A 17383-nucleotide genomic window follows, 5' to 3' on the forward strand; every position below is an offset into this window, starting at 1 on the left:
TGAATGTTATTTTGTGTCTTTTTTAGTGGAATAAGATATAAATATTGATATGTTAAAATCTCTTTTTAACTTTTAGAAAACCTTATCAAATAAATATTCTAAGTTAATACAGTTTTTTTATCTTTAAACACATTCTAAACAAAACAAAAAAACTTAAATAATTATGGGAAAAGGATTTTTTCAAGTGCCACCAGCGGTCAATGAACCAGTAAAATCGTATGCGCCAGGCACACCAGAACGAGAAGAGGTATTAAACACGTATAAAACCATGTATGAGTCTAATGTTGAAGTTCCATTATACATAGGAAGTCAACATGTTAAGTCTGGTCATACCAAAACCATAAATCCGCCCCACGATCATCAACATCAAGTCGGAGTCTATCACAATGCCGAAAAAAAGCATGTTGAACAAGCTATAGAAGAAGCGTTGAAAGCTAAACAAGCTTGGGCTGATTTACCTTGGGAACAACGCGCTGCGGTATTTCTAAAAGCTGCAGATTTGATTTCAGGTCCATATCGGCAAAAGCTCAATGCTGCTACAATGATTGGACAGGGTAAAAATATTTTTCAGGCTGAGATTGATTCTGCATGTGAAATTGCTGATTTTTTGAGATTTAATGTGCAATACATGAGTGAAATTTTTGAAGAACAGCCTGAATCTGATGAAAAAGCCTGGAACCGTGTAGAGCACAGACCGCTTGAAGGTTTTGTCTATGCCATTACACCTTTTAATTTTACAGCCATTGCGGGGAATCTTCCTTCCAGTGCGGCTTTAATGGGAAATGTCACGGTATGGAAACCTAGCGATAGCCAGATATTTTCTGCTAACGTCTTAATGGAAGTCTTTCAAGAAGCTGGTGTACCTGACGGTGTAATCAATATGATAATAGGTGATCCTGAAATGATAACCGATGTCATTTTAGCTCACGAAGAATTTTCAGGGATTCACTATACCGGTAGTACAACTGTCTTTAAAGGCATTTGGTCTAAAATTGGTCAAAATATTCACAACTATAAATACTACCCGAGAATTGTTGGAGAGACCGGAGGTAAAGATTTTATAGTCGCTCATAAATCTGCTGATGCAAAAGTTGTTTCAACGGCATTGGTAAGAGGAGCTTTTGAATTTCAAGGTCAAAAATGTAGTGCTGCTTCTAGAGCCTATATTTCTAAATCCATATGGCCAGACGTTAAAAAACTATTGATAGAAGACATAGAATCTTTTAAAATAGGGCCTCCCGACAACATGAAAAACTTTATCAACGCTGTAATTCATGAACGTTCTTTTGATAAGTTAGCTAAATATATAGACCAAGCCAAAAACAGCGATGAAGCCGAAATTATTGCTGGTGGAACTTATGATAAATCAAAAGGATGGTTTGTTAATCCTACTGTGATCGTCACGACCAATCCTAAGTATGAAACTATGGAAACTGAGTTGTTTGGTCCCGTATTAACGATTTATGTTTACGATGATGATAAATTTGAAGAGACTCTAGATTTAGTTGATGACACAAGCATTTATGCCTTAACGGGTTCTATCATTTCTACAGATCGTTATGCGGCTGCTTTAGCGACTAAAAAATTAGAAAACTGTGCAGGTAATTTTTATATCAATGATAAGTGTACAGGTGCGGTTGTGGGAAGACAGCCTTTTGGTGGTGCGCGCTCTAGCGGAACAAATGATAAAGCGGGTTCTAAACTGAACTTGCTGAGATGGACTTCGCCACGATTAATCAAAGAAACATTTGTGCCTGCAACGGATTATAGATATCCTTTTATGGGCTAGTCTTATTTATTTTCTAAAATGGAAACCTTGCAGGGCTTAAAAGCTTTGTAAGGTTTTTAGTTTATAAATCTAAGTCGTATAGAATTAATCCGCATTATGCATTAGAAATCATTTTAATGCATAAACGAATAAGAAAACTCTACCATTTTGATGTTTCTGCAAATCATCAAAATGGTGATTTTCTATCTTGGGGTTACACCCAACTAATGCAAGTCCGTCTGTGGCCGGCAGGTAGTTTGGCTCATTCTTCACCTCCTATTGCAAAACTTGGATTTAAATAATCACAATTTCTTTAAACTGATTTTGTAAATATTTTATAGTTTTACACCATATTATTTATTTATGAAAAAAGGTACAAATAGCCTAAATAAATGGCTTAAGCTAGCAGGATTTAGTATTGGTGGACTCGTTGTACTTTTACTAATTTTAATGTTCATTATCCCTAAAATATTTTCTGATGATATTGATAATGCCATTCAGAATAACCTCAACTCACTTTTAACAACCGAATTTACGTTTTCTAATACCGAAGTCTCTTTTTTTAAACATTTTCCTGCTCTTACTTTTTCTATCTACGATATCAAAGTTGATGCTTCTGCTCCTTTTGAAGATGAACATCTCATAAAAGCTGATGAATTATATTGTAAAGTCGATATTTTTAATTTGATTTTTTCAAATGATGTTAATATTAATGCTATTGTAGCCGAAAATGCTGATCTGGCTTTGAAGTATGGTCCTTCAGGGCAATCAAATTACGATATTTACAAAACATCAAATCAATCAAATACCGGGTCTGAAGCTCAACAAGATTTTCTTCTCCAAATTCATAAAATTCAACTCAACGACTCAGATTTGTACTACGACGACCAAGCTTCAAAAATTAAAATTGAGCTCAATGGATTTAATTTTACCGGTGACGGATCAATGTTTACATCTCAAGCAGATATTTACTCGGTTTTCTATGCTAAGGCTTTTAAAATGCAGTATGATGACATCGTTTATTTTGAAAATAAATCTATTGATGCTGAAGTCAAAAGTATAATCAATACCGATAAGTTAACTTTTTTATTTGAAAAAAATAAGATTAAAATCAACAAACTTCCCTTCGATTTTGAAGGAGAATTTAGTATCTTAAAGGATGGCTATTTTATGGATCTTATTACCAATTTTGATAATGTAAAGCTTAGGGATTTTATTACAGCCTTACCGCCAAAATACAATGCGTGGCGAGAAATAACCAATATAAAAGGCGTTTCATCTACCAGTATTCAACTCAAAGGGAATTATATTGCTCAACAAAATATTTATCCCGATTTGGCTTTAGACTTTACTTATGATGAAGGTGAGATAGATTGCAAGGTCACTACCGAAAAGCTTCAAAATATCAATATTGATGCCAGTGTGTTTATACCACAATTCAATCTAGACAGAACAGATATCAACATAAACAATTTTCGTTTTGACCTTAATGATGAATATTTGGTTGGCTATTATAAAGAAACTTATGATGAAAAGGGAAAATACGTAGATAGTAAAATTGAAAGTAACATCACGTTACAAGATTTGTCTAATGCAATTGGTGTTGATGGCTTAGAAATGACTGGAGATCTTGGTATATATTTAGAAACTAAAGGCTATCAAATTCCAGAACAAAATATATTTCCAAAAAGCAATGGCCAATTTGATATTTACAATGCATCAATTAAAACGCCATTCTATCCTAAACCTATTGATAGTCTAAACGCCAATATGGTGTTCAAAAACCCATCGGGAACATATCAAGATGCAAAATTACAAATAAATGATTTGAATTTTATATTTGAAGGTGAACCCTTTACAGCTCAAGGCAGCTTTGAAAACTTTGAAGATTTAAAATACGATATTAGCGCCCAAGGCCAATTTAACTTAAATCATTTTTATGAACTACTTGGATTAGACCAACAACAACTTGAAGGCTATATTACAGCAAACTTAAACCTAAAAGGGCAGCAAAGTGATTTAGAAAATGCCAATTATGATCAAGTTGAGCATTCCGGTAATATGGTCTTTAGAAATATTAGCTTTAAATCAGAAAATTATCCTAAACCACTTCTACTTAAAGATGGTAAACTTGAGTTTACGAATACTAAAACTTCATTTAAAAATTTTAAAGTGCAATATGACACTTCAGACGTAAGACTTGATGGAGATTTTAAAAATTTGATTTCATATCTGGTATCTTCAAAAAAAGCGCTTCAAGGTGATATTAATTTGAAATCAGACTTTATTAATCTCAATGCATTTATTCCAAGTTATTCATCGATTGAAGATAATTCTAAAATAATTGATAGCACAGATAATGACAATTATGGCGTGCTTAGAGTGCCAAGCCGAGTCAATTTAAAAACAAAAATAGATGTAAAACATATACTTTACGATTCTATAAATCTATACAACTCTAGTGCTAAGTTAGCTATAAGAGATTCCACTTTTGTTTTGGAGTCTTCAACCCTGAGTTTGATTGATGCCAAAGCCCAAATGAAGGGTTTGTATAGAGCTGTTAGCCCGACAGAAGCCCAATTTCAATTTAATATTAACTTAGAAAATTTTGATATTCATCGTGCCTACGAGGAGCTTCCTTTATTTAGAACAATAGCAGAGCCAGCGGCATATACTGAAGGAATTGCGGGGATAAACTATCAACTCAAAGGAATTTTAGATGCTGAAATGGCCCCAATTTATCCTTCGCTCGAAGGTCGCGGAGTGATTCGTGTTAAAAACGGTCAGATTAAAGGCTATAAACTTTTGGGTAAAGTTTCAAAATCAACTGATATTTCAGCGATTGAAGCCCCAGAACTCAATGAAGTCATCATTCCCACACGAATAAAGGATAACATTATCAATATAGACGAATTTAAAATCAAGCATCGTGGCTTTAGACTCAAAACCGAAGGTCAAACCAGCTTTGATGGGGATTTAAATCTGAGGATGCGTTTAGGGTTACCACCATTTGGTATTATTGGTATTCCTTTAAAAGTTATTGGTGATAGCGATGACCCCAAAATTAAACTTGGCCGAAAAACCAAAGATTTAGAAACGTTGAGTTACAAACAATACCTTGAACTTCAAAAAGACAGTTTGCAACAAGATTTAGATAGTTTAGAAATTAAAAAACTCCAGCTCAAATTTAAAGGCCAAATCAAAGCCGATAGTTTAAAACAAATTCAGCCTCAGGACACTATTAAACAGACAATTACAGGTTAAAATCTTAGGTTAGCCATAAACAATGCGTATGGGTATTCCTCTTTCATCTTCGTTATTCTTGTCAGCGATATATTGAAGCGAGTGCTGTTTTTTAGCAATAAGATAAAGAGACATGGCGTCAAAAATATCATCGGGTTTAATATGTTCCCGCTTATAGGTTGTCATTAAATCTTTATAAACAGATTTCAAGTTAGAGTCGATATCAAAAAGTAAGCTTTGGCGTTCTTTGAGGCCTGTTTTGTCGTGTTTAGAATATTTCAAATCTATATTTTTGTTAAGTGTTTTGAAGCATAACTCAGGATGGGCTTCGTAAATATTAAGGTCATTTGGTTTTTCGCTTAACCACTCATCTACAGCTTTTATTTTTGGGATAATATTATAGGCTTGAATTGAGATGCCTTTTCCTGTAATTTTTCGGTTAATTTTTAAAGCTTCTTGGTAATTTTTAGCATACAAAGCTTCTCGGCATGGCGGTGAAAAAATACTAGATTTTCGTCTCTTGAGATGAGTTCTTGCTTTGGCATCTACCGTGCGGCTAGCATGTTTTGAGGATAACCCGATAGGAATATCAATCAGTATAAGTTTTAACGCCGGGTAGGTTTCAATTAAGTTTTCAAAGCTCTTAAAGCATCCCCAAATAAGTTTACCCTCAATTTGGCCAATACCACACCAGCCCATTCTGCAAGCATCCAGACCTATAAAATTTGACATTTTTCAATATTTATATAAAATAAGATGAAACAAGCTTAACTTTGATGAGTTATCTATAAAGGAGCTCAACGCTTTTGTTGCTCTTGCCATTTTTTGAGGGCATATTTTTGCATATCGACTTCTTTATCTGTTTCATCTACAATTTCAAAACCCAGTAATGATTCGATAATATCTTCAAATGTAGCAATTCCATCCATGCCACCATAGGCGCCTTCGATTATAGAAATGTGTTCTTTTTGTTGAAGCATAATTTCCCAAGCATTAAATAAAGTCGTGTCTTTTGGGAAACTCAAGATGTCCCGTTTAATATCTTTGAGAGTTAAATTAAGTTCTTCGTCAATTAATTTTTCAAATATCTGTTGTCGCATCACATAACCTGTAATATTATCTTTATTGGTATGGTAAACAGGAATTCTAGAAAAATGAAATTCAGCTTTACGTTCTAAAAAGGCTTTTAACGTCATGTCTTCATTGGCAGTTTCAACCACAATTCTGGGTGTGATGATCTGTTCAATTTTTAAACTTTTTAATTTAATTAAGTTTTGAATGATCTTATTTTCATTGGGCTTAAAAATACCTTCTTTAGTCCCAATACTTGTCAATGCCGAAATTTCTTCTCTGCTCGTTGTGGGTTCGGTCTCCTTTTTTGTAATTAATTGTGTGATAATAGAGGAGAGCCAAACCAAAGGGTAAGTAATTAAGATGGTAATTTGAATTAATTTTGATGTAATGACCATCAGTGTTTTATTGTGATTGGCACCTAAAGTTTTTGGGATGATTTCGGTAAAAACCAGAATTAAAATGGTCAAGGTTGCAGATACAATTCCAAAATAAGCATCTCCAAATACTACTGTAGCTTGCGCGCCAACACCTGCTGCACCAACAGTATGCGCTACTGTATTTAGAGATAGAATTGCTGAAAGTGGGCGGTCTACATCTGTTTTGAATTTAATCATGAGCTGAACACGTTTGTCTCCTTGCTCATATCTAGATTTGAGATAAGATAAGGGTAAAGACAATAAAACGGCTTCCATGATGGAACACAAAAAAGAAGTAAATAGGGCTATAAATAAATAAACCAGTAGTAAAAACATTGTTGTATTTTGAAATATCCAAATTTAGGAATCTAAAGATACAATTTATCTATTCAACCTATTTTTTAATATTTAGCATTCAACAGCTAGAGGATTTATAAATTTTGAAAAGCAAATGCTTGCGCATACCCATTGTCAAATATTTATTTATTTTTGAAATAAAAACATGAAAAAGTTAATCGTTTTAGCCTCAGCGATTGTACTAATGTCTTGTTCTACGACTAAAGTCTTCATGGATTACGACAAAGATGCTGACTTAAAGTCGTACAAAACCTATAACTATTTTTTATCTAATAACACAGGTCTGAGTGAATTAGATGAAAAACGAGTCGTAAAAGCTATAGATTCTATACTTCCTCAAAAGGGCTTTCCTCAAAAAACCATCCCAGATTTTAATGTAAATTTTTATGCTGAAACTTATACGGTAAACAGCCAGAACAGTATTGGTGTAGGAATTGGTGGTGGCGGTGGTAGAGTAGGTGGAGGCGTATCTGGTGGGATCCCTATAAATTCTTCTAAAGATATGCTGGCTCTTACTGTAGAATTTGTGGATGCTTTAAATAAAGAATTATTTTGGCAAGCTGTTGTTGAAACTCGAGAAAACCTGAAGCGAACACCCTCAGAACGTCAAACTTTTTTCAATGAAATCGTACAAAAAGCTTTGGATAAATATCCACCTGAACCCAAAAAGACCAAAAAGAAGAAAAAATAAAGCTTAAAATATAGACTTAAATTGTTTTAAGAATCTTAAATCATTTTCATAAAACATACGGATATCGCCTATTTGATAAAGTAGCATAGCTATGCGTTCAATACCCATACCAAAGGCAAAGCCGGTATATTCTTTTGGATCAATTTTACAATTCTTAAGAACATTAGGGTCAACCATTCCACAGCCCATAATCTCGAGCCAACCTGTCCCTTTTGTTATACGATAGTCAGTTTCAGTTTTTAACCCCCAATAAATATCGACTTCTGCACTGGGTTCTGTAAAAGGAAAATACGATGGGCGCAACCTTATTTTGGATTTGCCAAAGAGCTGAGTAGTAAAATAGATCAGGGTTTGCTTGAGGTCTTTAAAAGATACATCTTTATCAATATACAAGCCTTCTACCTGGTGAAAAATACAATGTGAGCGTGCTGAAATATCTTCATTTCTAAATACGCGTCCAGGTGAAATTGTTCGGATAGGCGGCTTGTTGTTTTCCATATATCGGACTTGAACACTAGAGGTGTGTGTTCTCAATAATAAATCTTCAGGATTATTTTGAACAAAAAAAGTATCCTGCATGTCTCTTGCCGGGTGATACTCAGGCAAATTTAGCGCAGTAAAATTGTGCCAGTCGTCTTCAATTTCAGGGCCTTCAGAAACATTGAAGCCAATATTAGAAAACACTTCAATAATTTGGTTTTTGACGATAGAGATAGGATGTCTAGATCCTATTTCACTAGGCTCAGCAGGTCTGGTTAAATCGCCGTAAATATTTTTTTCATCATTGACTTTGGAGAGTTCAGCTTTGAGCTGCTCTACTTTTTGAGTCGCGGCTTGCTTGAGTTGATTGATGGTTTGACCAAATAGCTTTTTGTCTTCTTTTGGAATAGACTTAAACTCTGCAAAATAATGATTTAAAATCCCTTTTTTGCCCAAATATTTAATTCTAAAAGCTTCTACATCATCTAAATTGTCTGCTGCAAATTCTTCTACAGTTTTCAAATGAGATTTTAACTCCTCTATCATAATGGTTTCAATTTTTCAGAATTGCAAATTTACAATTATAATTATTCAAGCTTAGTCGATATAATTTTTTTCTACAAAATATTGTACAATGGCTTCTTTCATCAATACGCTTTGTTCTCCAGCTTTGAGTGGCGGCAATTGTTCTAATATTTTGTAATGTGGCCAGCCTTCTTCATCAACATATTCAAACTCATAGTAACCGTAAGGTTCTAATAGCCTGCAAATGGCGATATGCATCAAATTGATTTTATCATCTTTTTTGTATTTGGCATGCACATTTCCTTTTTCTTGAACCCCAATTAAATAGATGATAGCGTCTAATTCTAGTTCATCACCATCTGCAAATTGAGCTGATAACTTTTTTGTGAGCATCGTCCACTGGGATTTTAATTTTTCGTCTCTTGCCATGTTATAGGTTTAATAAATTTTCTCTGAATGTTTTGGCATAACGGGCAATAATTTGTGGGGTGAATTCTTGCTCTTCGTTTATTCTTCCTATACATTTGGCTGAGGTTTTAGACAAAATAATATCTTCTGTGGTCGGGTGTTCATTACCACTAAAAATAATTCCAATATTTTCAAATCCTCTTTTTTTAAGGCATTCTAAACTCAACAGACTATGATTAATGCTACCGAGATAATGCCTAGAAACCAATATGATTTTATCGTCTTTTGTTATTAAGTCTGCTATCGTGTTTTTTGAGTTTAATGGTACTAATATTCCGCCAGCACCTTCAATGACAAGAGGTTGAGAAGTCTTTGGCCTTGTGATTTGGTTGATATTAATTTGAAGCCCATCAATTTCAGCTGCGGCATGCGGACTCATGGGAGTTTTAAGCGCATAAGCATTTTTATGATAATGAATGGTTTCATCATTGACCATAGCTTTGACTTTGTGGGTATCAGAATATTCTAAATCACCAGCTTGAATGGGTTTCCAATAGTCGGCTTGTAAAGCTTTGACCACAATGGCTGAAGCTACAGTTTTGCCCACATCGGTTCCTATTCCTGTGATGAAATATTGAGTTGGGTTATTAGGCATAGTTTATTTTTTGTAAAATCAAATGTATAACGCTATAGGTCAAAGCAAAGTTTATTTAAGAATTTATTTTAATTTTTCCAAACTAAAATTTAATGGAAGCATTTTTGCAACTTTAGATTCTGATAAATCTCCGATTAGAAGTACATTTTGAATATCTAAATTATTGCCAAACTGGTCAACGCGACAATGTCCTTTTTGAAATTGAAGCGTGCTTAATTCTCTTTTATGCTTTAATGTAATTTTTGAAGGAATATATTTAGAATTAAAGGTTTTAATGACTCTTGACTTAAGATAGATTAAAGACAAATCATTTTCGAGTGGCTTTATTCCAAAAATTTCTTCAGGTCTTACAGCAAATCCTTTATAACCTAATACAAATTTGGTGTTATCTAAGTTGTCTTCAATAAGCGATTTGAAAAACTTGTTGAGAGAGCTTTCGTAAATTTTTTGTCGTCTCCTTGATTTCTTAGGGTTGATGTCTTCAAAGAAAGAAAAGCCAGCATAATAGGATTGTTTTAAATAATATTCATTTAAAGTTTTGGTAGAGTATTTTACTTGGAAATCTTTTAAATCAAACTTGATTTTATACCCTAAATAATTATTTTTAATAATGATAGGGTTCATAGATTTTGCATAAAGGGTATTTTCCTTTACAACATAGTATACAATGACGTCGTCAAGATTTAAAATTTTACATTGTCTTGCGGGTCTTCCTTTACCTAAAAAATTATCTTCGAAAACCTCAAGCATATCTTCTCTACTAAATGGTGAAGCATACAAGTCTACAGTGTCTAAATTTTCAGGGTTTGGCTTGAGTTGATAGGTGTTTTTGAGGTTATTTAAATTGTTTTCATACAAGGTTTCATAACCTAAATAGCTTATCACCAGGATAGGCTCCGATAAGTTTTCAGGTTTTTTGATTCTAAATATGCCATCTAAGTTGGTTATTACACCTCGCGTTGTACCATCAAAATAGACCGTAGCTCCAACAAGCGGTTTTTTGTTTTCATCGACAACTTTGGATGTAAGCTGTTGTGCAAGAGTACTTTGAGAAAATGTTAAAATCAATAAGGATAAAAACACTGTTTTCATCATGCAGAGGTTTTCAACGTTTTAATAATATTGATGATTTCTTTTTCCGTATTAAAACTATGCAAACAAATGCGAATGCGTTCTTTACCTTTTGGTACAGTGGGATGCAAAATAGCTTTGACACCAAAACCTTTTTGCTGAAGTGTTGTGGCGAGCTGTTTTGCCTTTGTGTTTCCTGAAATTAAAAACGATTGAATGGCTGTTTGACTTGGGATAAAACGGGATTGGAGGTTGTGTTTTTCAATTTCCTTAGTAAAATTAGAAATTACAGTTTGCAATTCGGTTTTTTCTTTTTTTTCACTTTCAAAATAATGGAGTGAAGCCAATACTGATGCCACTTGATGAGGCGAAGCCGCTGTTGTGTAAATAAAGGATTTGCAAAAATTTATCATATAGGATTTTAGTTGTTGAGAGCCTAAAACAAAAGCGCCATGGCTTCCTAGAGACTTTCCACAAGTGAGTATTCTGGCAAAAATTTTATGGTCTTTATTTTGAGTAAGACCTTTATAATTTTCGCCACAAACGCCAACAGCGTGCGCTTCATCAATAATGAGATGGGCTTTATACTTTCCTGAAATTTCAATTAAATTAGAGATATCTGATGTGTCACCATCCATAGAGAACACACTTTCGGTAACAATGTAAATATGTTGAGGCTGCAGTCTTTCAACTTGTGACCTAATTTTTTGCTCTAAATCTTTAAAATCACAATGCTTAAATTTATAGGCTTTAGCAGAGGCCATTTGTAAACCATCACGAATAGATGCATGGCAAAGTTCATCGTAAAACACGAGGTCTTTTGGTCTTAAAACTGCAGATAATAAACCAACATTGGCATTGTAACCGGAGTTAAAAAACAAAGCGGCATCTGTATTGAATATGTCTTCAGCTTTTCGCTCTACTCTTTGAAACAAACTGTGGTTTCCGTTAATTAATCTTGAACCTGTAGAGCCGAGTTTGTTTATGTTGTGTTCCTTTATAATAGACAAATACTGCTTATAAATGCTGCTGTTTTGAGCATAGCCCAAATAATCATTAGATAAAAAATCGACTTTAAAATTATAATGTTTAAGTTCTCGAAAATTATCCTTGTTTTTCCTGTCTCTTAGAAGGTTTGATAAATTGCTGGGGAATTCCATGGTAGAGCTTTAAAATATTTTAATTGAGCGTAAAGGTCACATTGAGTTTAAACACAAAATTATCGCTCGACTTGTCAAAACTATAAAACCCATAGCGATAAAACCCACCTGCACCAATACCGGCATAAAAGGCATCTAAGTAATTTAATTTCAAAATTTTAGTGACTTCAAGTCCAGATTCAATAAAAATCTGTTCCTTGGTATTAAAATTCCAGTTGTGAGATTGTGGATGCTCTAAGTCTCCCCAACCCATATTGTGATGTAATATAAGACCGGGATTAAAATCTTTAGCTTTAAACAACAAACTCCCTAAATCGTGTGTCAGGAATAAGTGTACATATTGGTCTGATAAAAATTCATAAGGTAGCATGGTTTGAAACGTGTCTGGCATTACAATTGGGATATCATCATCGTTACTGCCTTCGCCTGTAAACAATAAGTCTAATGGGATGTCGCTATCGATATAACCTGCTTGAATGTGGTATCGGGTTTGCCCAAAATTTCGTGAAAAAAAGCTATGCGAAAGACTAGCTTCAATTTTTTGATAGTCGAATGCGCCATCTAGAAACGAGTCAAAACCTTTGGTATATCTCAAATTAAATACAGGATAAGTCGTACCAAGGCTTATCCGTTTTTTTGGGGTTTGTACTATTCGCTCACGAAAGGCATATCTTAAATTGATAACCGCTTCAGAATTTCTAAAGTTTGTGATGTTGTTTGAGTTGTTTACAAAAGCGTAATTGAATTGTGGTCTAATCCATTCATTTCTCAGGCCAATGCGCCAAGATAAATACTTGAAATCTCGTCGTCCAAATTCGATTTGAAAATGCTCGACTAAGTCCATTCTGGAAGCGATAAAGCTCCTCAAATTACCCCGTCCTGAAAAGTTTTGATTATTGATGGTCGATCGACCGATTTCCCTGACGTCATTATTGTAATTGAACTGCAAAAACATGTCATCAGATTCATTGATGTTATACCGAGCTTTAGCTCCAAATTTCCACTCGCTATCTTTAAAACCATAAGCGGTATAGCCACCAAGTATAACGTTTTTTAAAAATTTATCATTGGTTTCTAAGCCAGCACCAAGTCTAAATCCTTCGTGGGAATTGTAGCCAAAAAACCGGTTAAAGGGAATATTAAATTTTCCCCAAGGCACATAACCATCACTTAAGCTGGTTACTACATCTAAGACTTTGTCTAACTTTAATCGTTCGCCAATACTGTCCACTACTTTGTATGTGTTTTTATCGGTTTGGCTTAAGCTGTCTACTCTATATTGATTCCAAAATGTTTTATCTCGTTTTGGGGCGTCATCTTGGTACTTTAATTGGACTTCGCTAAAATCTTTAGGTTTTAAACTGTCAGTGAATTTTATGTCTTTTAAATAGGTGTTACCATTAATGAAAATACCTTGTTGAGTTGTAAATTCAAAATTGAGTTGTTCAGGGAACCATTGTTTATCTGCAATACGTTTATATTTCTGTTGAATTTTTAGATGAGTTATCAATTTATCATAAGGTTCTGCCACAATATTTTGAATGGCATAAGCATCTGAATTGATATACATAAATCCTTTTAATCCATCGATGTTGGCATCTGGTTTTGGTTGAAATGAAATATTAAAAATTGTATCATTTCCCCTTGATATTTTTTCTTCTAAGGTATAATCGTATCGCTTTATACTGCCTTTGGCGATAGGGTTCAAAAAATGCAAATCCATAAGGTTGATGTTGTCTTCGTAAAACCCAAAAGGCTGAAGCTCTGTTGCCAAAACAGCAAAATAGGGATCTTTAAAACCAGAAACTCTAGTGGCAACTACGGTTTCTTCGCTTAAATCAGGAGGCAAAAATTTTCGTTTTGTCACGGATTCAAACAACATAATATTAAAATTGCCTTCTCTTATTAAGGTTTTCTCAAAACCGCCTAAGGTATCACTTTCAGGGTCTAATTCTCCTTTTTCAATTTGCTCTAAAAAGACTTGTCTTAACGAATCAGACTCTTCCTGTCGTCCTTCTTTATCAATAATACTTTTGTTGTAAGAGGTATATCTAAAACCTCCTTTTTTTAGTGGGTTATTAAGTGCTTTATTGGCTATAACTTGTTTTACAATACGTAAAGCAGGATTTTCTGCATTGGTAATAACTACTTCATCAAGGCTTTCTAAAGCAGGTTTTAGAGCGATGATTAAATTTGTATTGCTGTCTGGTTTAAGTTTTAACGTCTGGTATCCTAGATAAGAAACTTCAATATTTTTAATGGGCTTATTGCTTTTATAAACAAACTTGCCATCGATATCTGTGATCACACCACGTTTTTTATTGTTGTTGAAAGTTATATTTGCAAAGGCTAAATTTTCTTTGGTTTCAGCATCTAAAACTTTTCCGTTGATTTGGTATTGCCCATAAAAGTTAAGAGTTAAAAATAGAGCAAACAATAAGGCTAGACATGATTGTTTCATCGAGTGATTCTTATAATAGGCATTTCTTTCTTTTCATCGTTTTATTTACAAAACAAATCTTGTGCCTAATCTACTTTAATTTTATTTATTTTCTTTTTCAACAGAAGTTTCTTCCTGGTCATTACTACTTAATTCGTGAGTTTTTTTGTTGTATTGATCTTTTAAATCGTCAATATGAGTTTTATCACAAAGTTTATTACCAATAAAATAGCCTGTTCTACCAAGTAAATGACCACCTATAGGAGCCGTTAGAAAAATAAAGATAATGATTGCTAGAACTCTTGTTGATATTGCTAAATCATTAAAAAAAATAGCTGCTGCTGCCAAGAGTAAACCCACTCCAAGGGTAGCAGCTTTGGTGTTTACTGATATTCTTAAAAATGTATCTGGCATCCGGATCAAGCCTATTGCAGCAAGAAGGGCAAAAAGTGTACCTAAACTTGACAGTATAATTATTAATAATTCACTCATTATTGTCTCTTTTTTCTAAATAGTATGTAAAAGCCACTGTACCTAAAAAGGCAATTAAAGCCAAAATTAATGCGATGTCTAAGAAGTTGGGTTGATTGTTTATAATGCTATAAATAGAGATGATGCCAATACCTATAGTTACAATAAGATCTAGAGCTATGATTCTGTCTACGATACTCGGACCTTTTAGAAATCTTATAAAAACCAAGACAATCGAAAAGGACAGTAAAGGCAGAATAATATAATATAAAAAATCGTTTAAAATCATCTTGTAATTAATAAAATTCGTCTTTCAAAACCATTTTTAATATGGTGTATAAACTCATCTCTATCTTTAACATACATCGAATGTACATAGAGTACTTTTTTATCATCAGAAACGTCTAGACTTAGTGTTCCTGGTGTCAGTGTAATAAGGTTGGCCAGTAAAGATATTTCAAGATTGGTTTCAACATCTAGCGGTATTTTAATGATACCTGGTGTAACATTGAGATTTGGTGTCATGACTTCGTAAGCCACTTCAAGGTTTGCAATAATTAGTTCATAAACAAAATAAAAGAAAAATGCAATGACACGAGGTAAAATTTTAATGTACTTGGTTTGACCTACACTGTACCCAATAAGCCAAATAATCAAAAGTCCAAGTATAAACCCAAAAGAAAAATTGTATGCATTGTAGGAGCCCGTTAAAAACACCCAAATGAGCATCAATAATATGTTGGATAAAAACTGTGACTTCATAGCTTATGGTTTTAACACTGCGTCAATATAATTTTGAGAGTTGTACAAATCTTCTGCTATCCTTTCCGATAAGGACTGAATGTGCTCTGCGCCAAAGCCAATATACAAAGAAAATAAAGCTAATAATACTATAGGGGTTACAAATTGCCATTTCTGAATAGGGTATAATTTGTCGAAAAAGATAAACCTTTTACTTACTTTTAATTCGGGCTGATTTTTCCAAAAGACCTCTGACCAGATTTTAGCAACAACAATCAAGGTGATAAAACTTCCTAAGATTAATGCGCCAAGATACCAGTAATTTTCAGTGCTGTAACTACTTAGAAATAAAGATATTTTGGGCCAAAATCCAGACAGTGGAGGAACACCAACCAATGAGAATAAAACTATTAGTAATAACAAACTTATCTTGGGATAACTCTTGTAGAGCCCTCCAATGTTTTTCATGTTGGTTGTAGATTTTAAACGATAAATTAGGCCGCCAATTAAAAATAAATTTGTTTTAACAATGATGTCATGTATCAAATAAAAAATAACACCTGTTAAAGCCAAAACATTAAAAATCCCCAAACCACCTATCATAAATCCAATGTGACAGATGATGAGAAATGAAAATACTTTTCTAATATTATTCTGAATAATTGCCCCAAATGATCCACTTATAATAGTTAAGACAGAAAGCACTAAAAGCACATTCATTAAAAAAACATCATGAGGAAAAATAAGCGTCATCATACGGATCAAAGCATAGACACCAACTTTTGTCAATAATCCCGCAAAAATAGCAGATACTGCTGATGGGGGCGTGTGATAAGAAGCTGGTAGCCAAAAGTTAAGAGGGAAAACCGCAGACTTTATGGCAAATGCAGTCAAAAATAAAACTGCACAAACATCGATTAAAATTTGATTGTCAACTTGTTGAATTTTAACAGCAACATCAGCCATGTTTAAAGTTCCTGTCAACCCATAAATTACTCCTAAGGCAGTTAAAAATATAAGTGAGCCAAAAAAGTTTAAAGTAAAATACTTGACTGCACCTTCGAGTTGATTTTTTTCACCTCCTATACTTATCAACACAAATGAACTGATGATGATAATTTCAAACCACACATAGAGGTTAAACATATCACCGGTTAAAAATGCACCGTTTAACCCTAAAAGTAAAAAATGATATACACTAAAAAACCCAAATCTTAATCTCGCATTGATTATTGAAATAACAGAAAAAATGGAAACAGAAAGCCCTGCTATGGCGGTGAGTAAAATCAATGTCGCCGAGAGCATGTCACCGACAAAAACAATACCAAAAGGAGCTTCCCAATTTCCTGCATTAACGACATGTGTGCCGTTTTTCCAAGTAAATATAAAGACTGCAATAGCGACTCCTAATGCCACAAAATTTCCGATGATTGTTACAATTTTTTGGACCTTTACCTTGTTCCAAAAAAACATCAGTATAATGCTAAAAAACAAATGAACTATTAATGGATATGTAATGATGTTTTCACTCATGAATCTTCGTCTAAGGTATTTAACATGTCTAGGTCGTCTGTTTTTAATACTTTATAGGCTCGTTTTACCAAAATAATTGCAAAAGCCTGCAAACCAAAACTTATGACTATCGACGTTAAAATAAGGGCTTGAGGTATGGGATCTGCATATATATCTGTAAAATGTTTAAGTTCAGGTGAAATAATGGGTGGATTTCCTTTAGTGATTCTACCGAGAAGAAATATCAATAGATTGACGCCATTACCAAATAGTATAATACCTATAATCAATTTAACAATACTTCTCCTTAAAATCATGTAGGTTCCAGCGGCGTAAAGTACTCCAGTCATAATGGCTAATAGTATCTCCAT

At 33.7% G+C, this 17383-nt stretch carries 17 protein-coding genes; 4 read left to right on the forward strand and 13 right to left on the reverse strand.

Features of this window, described 5'->3' with window-relative positions; genetic code table 11:
- The first annotated feature begins 163 nt into the window (after positions 1-163).
- The 3 genes from pruA (at position 164) to FCN74_RS03745 (ending at position 5032) form a co-directional block, all read left to right on the forward strand.
- Complete coding sequence (gene pruA / locus FCN74_RS03740; RefSeq protein ID WP_138931239.1) at positions 164-1789, forward strand: L-glutamate gamma-semialdehyde dehydrogenase; 1626 nt, start codon at positions 164-166, stop codon at positions 1787-1789.
- A gap of 116 nt (positions 1790-1905) precedes the next feature.
- The gene (locus FCN74_RS12025; RefSeq protein WP_171047097.1) at positions 1906-2070 is read left to right on the forward strand and encodes a hypothetical protein; all 165 of its coding nucleotides are present in this window, start codon (positions 1906-1908) and stop codon (positions 2068-2070) included.
- Between the two features lie 61 nt (positions 2071-2131).
- A complete protein-coding gene (locus FCN74_RS03745; RefSeq protein WP_138931240.1) occupies positions 2132-5032 on the forward strand; it encodes an AsmA family protein in 2901 nt (966 codons plus the stop codon).
- Between the two features lie 9 nt (positions 5033-5041).
- Here the strand turns inward: FCN74_RS03745 and FCN74_RS03750 are convergent, their stop codons facing one another.
- Both FCN74_RS03750 and FCN74_RS03755 read right to left on the reverse strand, forming a co-directional pair.
- Entirely contained in the window at positions 5042-5743 is a 702-nt protein-coding gene (locus FCN74_RS03750) for a DUF429 domain-containing protein (RefSeq protein WP_138931241.1), read from the reverse strand.
- A 65-nt stretch (positions 5744-5808) separates the two neighbouring features.
- Positions 5809-6837, reverse strand: a complete 1029-nt coding sequence (locus FCN74_RS03755; protein ID WP_138931242.1) for a CNNM domain-containing protein — start codon at positions 6835-6837, stop codon at positions 5809-5811.
- Positions 6838-7003: 166 nt separating this feature from the next.
- On the opposite strand from FCN74_RS03755, the gene FCN74_RS03760 reads away from it, so the two are divergent.
- Positions 7004-7549 (forward strand): DUF4136 domain-containing protein, encoded by a 546-nt coding sequence (locus FCN74_RS03760; protein ID WP_138931243.1) that lies wholly within the window; start codon positions 7004-7006, stop codon positions 7547-7549.
- Positions 7550-7552: 3 nt separating this feature from the next.
- Here FCN74_RS03760 and pheS read toward each other — a convergent pair whose 3' ends face one another.
- From pheS to FCN74_RS03815, 11 genes are all read right to left on the reverse strand, one after another.
- The gene (gene pheS / locus FCN74_RS03765; RefSeq protein WP_138931244.1) at positions 7553-8575 is read right to left on the reverse strand and encodes a phenylalanine--tRNA ligase subunit alpha; all 1023 of its coding nucleotides are present in this window, start codon (positions 8573-8575) and stop codon (positions 7553-7555) included.
- Between the two features lie 51 nt (positions 8576-8626).
- The gene (locus FCN74_RS03770; protein WP_138931245.1) at positions 8627-8983 is read right to left on the reverse strand and encodes a hypothetical protein; all 357 of its coding nucleotides are present in this window, start codon (positions 8981-8983) and stop codon (positions 8627-8629) included.
- A 1-nt stretch (position 8984) separates the two neighbouring features.
- Entirely contained in the window at positions 8985-9617 is a 633-nt protein-coding gene (gene bioD / locus FCN74_RS03775) for a dethiobiotin synthase (RefSeq protein WP_138931246.1), read from the reverse strand.
- A gap of 63 nt (positions 9618-9680) precedes the next feature.
- Positions 9681-10712: a carboxypeptidase-like regulatory domain-containing protein gene (locus FCN74_RS03780; protein ID WP_138931247.1), complete on the reverse strand. Its 1032-nt coding sequence runs from the start codon at positions 10710-10712 to the stop codon at positions 9681-9683.
- Complete coding sequence (locus FCN74_RS03785) at positions 10709-11848, reverse strand: aminotransferase class I/II-fold pyridoxal phosphate-dependent enzyme (RefSeq protein WP_138931248.1); 1140 nt, start codon at positions 11846-11848, stop codon at positions 10709-10711. Before FCN74_RS03785 ends, FCN74_RS03780 begins: the two co-directional genes overlap by 4 nt.
- A 19-nt stretch (positions 11849-11867) precedes the next feature.
- The gene (locus FCN74_RS03790; RefSeq protein ID WP_138931249.1) at positions 11868-14309 is read right to left on the reverse strand and encodes a DUF5686 and carboxypeptidase-like regulatory domain-containing protein; all 2442 of its coding nucleotides are present in this window, start codon (positions 14307-14309) and stop codon (positions 11868-11870) included.
- An 81-nt stretch (positions 14310-14390) separates the two neighbouring features.
- Positions 14391-14780: a monovalent cation/H(+) antiporter subunit G gene (gene mnhG, locus FCN74_RS03795; RefSeq protein WP_138931250.1), complete on the reverse strand. Its 390-nt coding sequence runs from the start codon at positions 14778-14780 to the stop codon at positions 14391-14393.
- A complete protein-coding gene (locus FCN74_RS03800; RefSeq protein ID WP_138931251.1) occupies positions 14773-15048 on the reverse strand; it encodes a monovalent cation/H+ antiporter complex subunit F in 276 nt (91 codons plus the stop codon). Before FCN74_RS03800 ends, mnhG begins: the two co-directional genes overlap by 8 nt.
- On the reverse strand, positions 15045-15521 hold the full coding sequence (locus FCN74_RS03805; protein ID WP_138931252.1) for a Na+/H+ antiporter subunit E: 477 nt from the start codon (positions 15519-15521) through the stop codon (positions 15045-15047). Before FCN74_RS03805 ends, FCN74_RS03800 begins: the two co-directional genes overlap by 4 nt.
- A gap of 3 nt (positions 15522-15524) precedes the next feature.
- Positions 15525-17033, reverse strand: coding sequence for a proton-conducting transporter transmembrane domain-containing protein (locus FCN74_RS03810; RefSeq protein ID WP_138931253.1), 1509 nt, complete (start codon positions 17031-17033; stop codon positions 15525-15527).
- Positions 17030-17383, reverse strand: a complete 354-nt coding sequence (locus FCN74_RS03815) for a Na+/H+ antiporter subunit C (protein WP_138931254.1) — start codon at positions 17381-17383, stop codon at positions 17030-17032. Before FCN74_RS03815 ends, FCN74_RS03810 begins: the two co-directional genes overlap by 4 nt.

The organism is Mesohalobacter halotolerans (assembly GCF_006120725.1).
Lineage (GTDB): Bacteria > Bacteroidota > Bacteroidia > Flavobacteriales > Flavobacteriaceae > Psychroflexus > Psychroflexus halotolerans.

Excerpts from the sequence above, each read along its gene's own strand:
- FCN74_RS03745 (WP_138931240.1), top strand. The coding sequence starts at position 2,132 with ATGAAAAAAGGTACAAATAGCCTAAATAAATGGCTTAAGCTAGCAGGA.
- FCN74_RS03760 (WP_138931243.1), top strand. The coding sequence starts at position 7,004 with ATGAAAAAGTTAATCGTTTTAGCCTCAGCGATTGTACTAATGTCTTGT.
- FCN74_RS03805 (WP_138931252.1), bottom strand. The coding sequence starts at position 15,521 with ATGAAGTCACAGTTTTTATCCAACATATTATTGATGCTCATTTGGGTG.
- FCN74_RS03750 (WP_138931241.1), bottom strand. The coding sequence starts at position 5,743 with ATGTCAAATTTTATAGGTCTGGATGCTTGCAGAATGGGCTGGTGTGGT.
- FCN74_RS03810 (WP_138931253.1), bottom strand. The coding sequence starts at position 17,033 with ATGAGTGAAAACATCATTACATATCCATTAATAGTTCATTTGTTTTTT.
- mnhG (WP_138931250.1), bottom strand. The coding sequence starts at position 14,780 with ATGAGTGAATTATTAATAATTATACTGTCAAGTTTAGGTACACTTTTT.
- FCN74_RS03755 (WP_138931242.1), bottom strand. The coding sequence starts at position 6,837 with ATGTTTTTACTACTGGTTTATTTATTTATAGCCCTATTTACTTCTTTT.
- FCN74_RS03780 (WP_138931247.1), bottom strand. The coding sequence starts at position 10,712 with ATGATGAAAACAGTGTTTTTATCCTTATTGATTTTAACATTTTCTCAA.
- FCN74_RS03800 (WP_138931251.1), bottom strand. The coding sequence starts at position 15,048 with ATGATTTTAAACGATTTTTTATATTATATTATTCTGCCTTTACTGTCC.
- FCN74_RS03815 (WP_138931254.1), bottom strand. The coding sequence starts at position 17,383 with ATGGAGATACTATTAGCCATTATGACTGGAGTACTTTACGCCGCTGGA.
- FCN74_RS03785 (WP_138931248.1), bottom strand. The coding sequence starts at position 11,848 with ATGGAATTCCCCAGCAATTTATCAAACCTTCTAAGAGACAGGAAAAAC.
- FCN74_RS03790 (WP_138931249.1), bottom strand. The coding sequence starts at position 14,309 with ATGAAACAATCATGTCTAGCCTTATTGTTTGCTCTATTTTTAACTCTT.
- pruA (WP_138931239.1), top strand. The coding sequence starts at position 164 with ATGGGAAAAGGATTTTTTCAAGTGCCACCAGCGGTCAATGAACCAGTA.
- bioD (WP_138931246.1), bottom strand. The coding sequence starts at position 9,617 with ATGCCTAATAACCCAACTCAATATTTCATCACAGGAATAGGAACCGAT.
- pheS (WP_138931244.1), bottom strand. The coding sequence starts at position 8,575 with ATGATAGAGGAGTTAAAATCTCATTTGAAAACTGTAGAAGAATTTGCA.
- FCN74_RS03770 (WP_138931245.1), bottom strand. The coding sequence starts at position 8,983 with ATGGCAAGAGACGAAAAATTAAAATCCCAGTGGACGATGCTCACAAAA.
- FCN74_RS12025 (WP_171047097.1), top strand. The coding sequence starts at position 1,906 with ATGCATAAACGAATAAGAAAACTCTACCATTTTGATGTTTCTGCAAAT.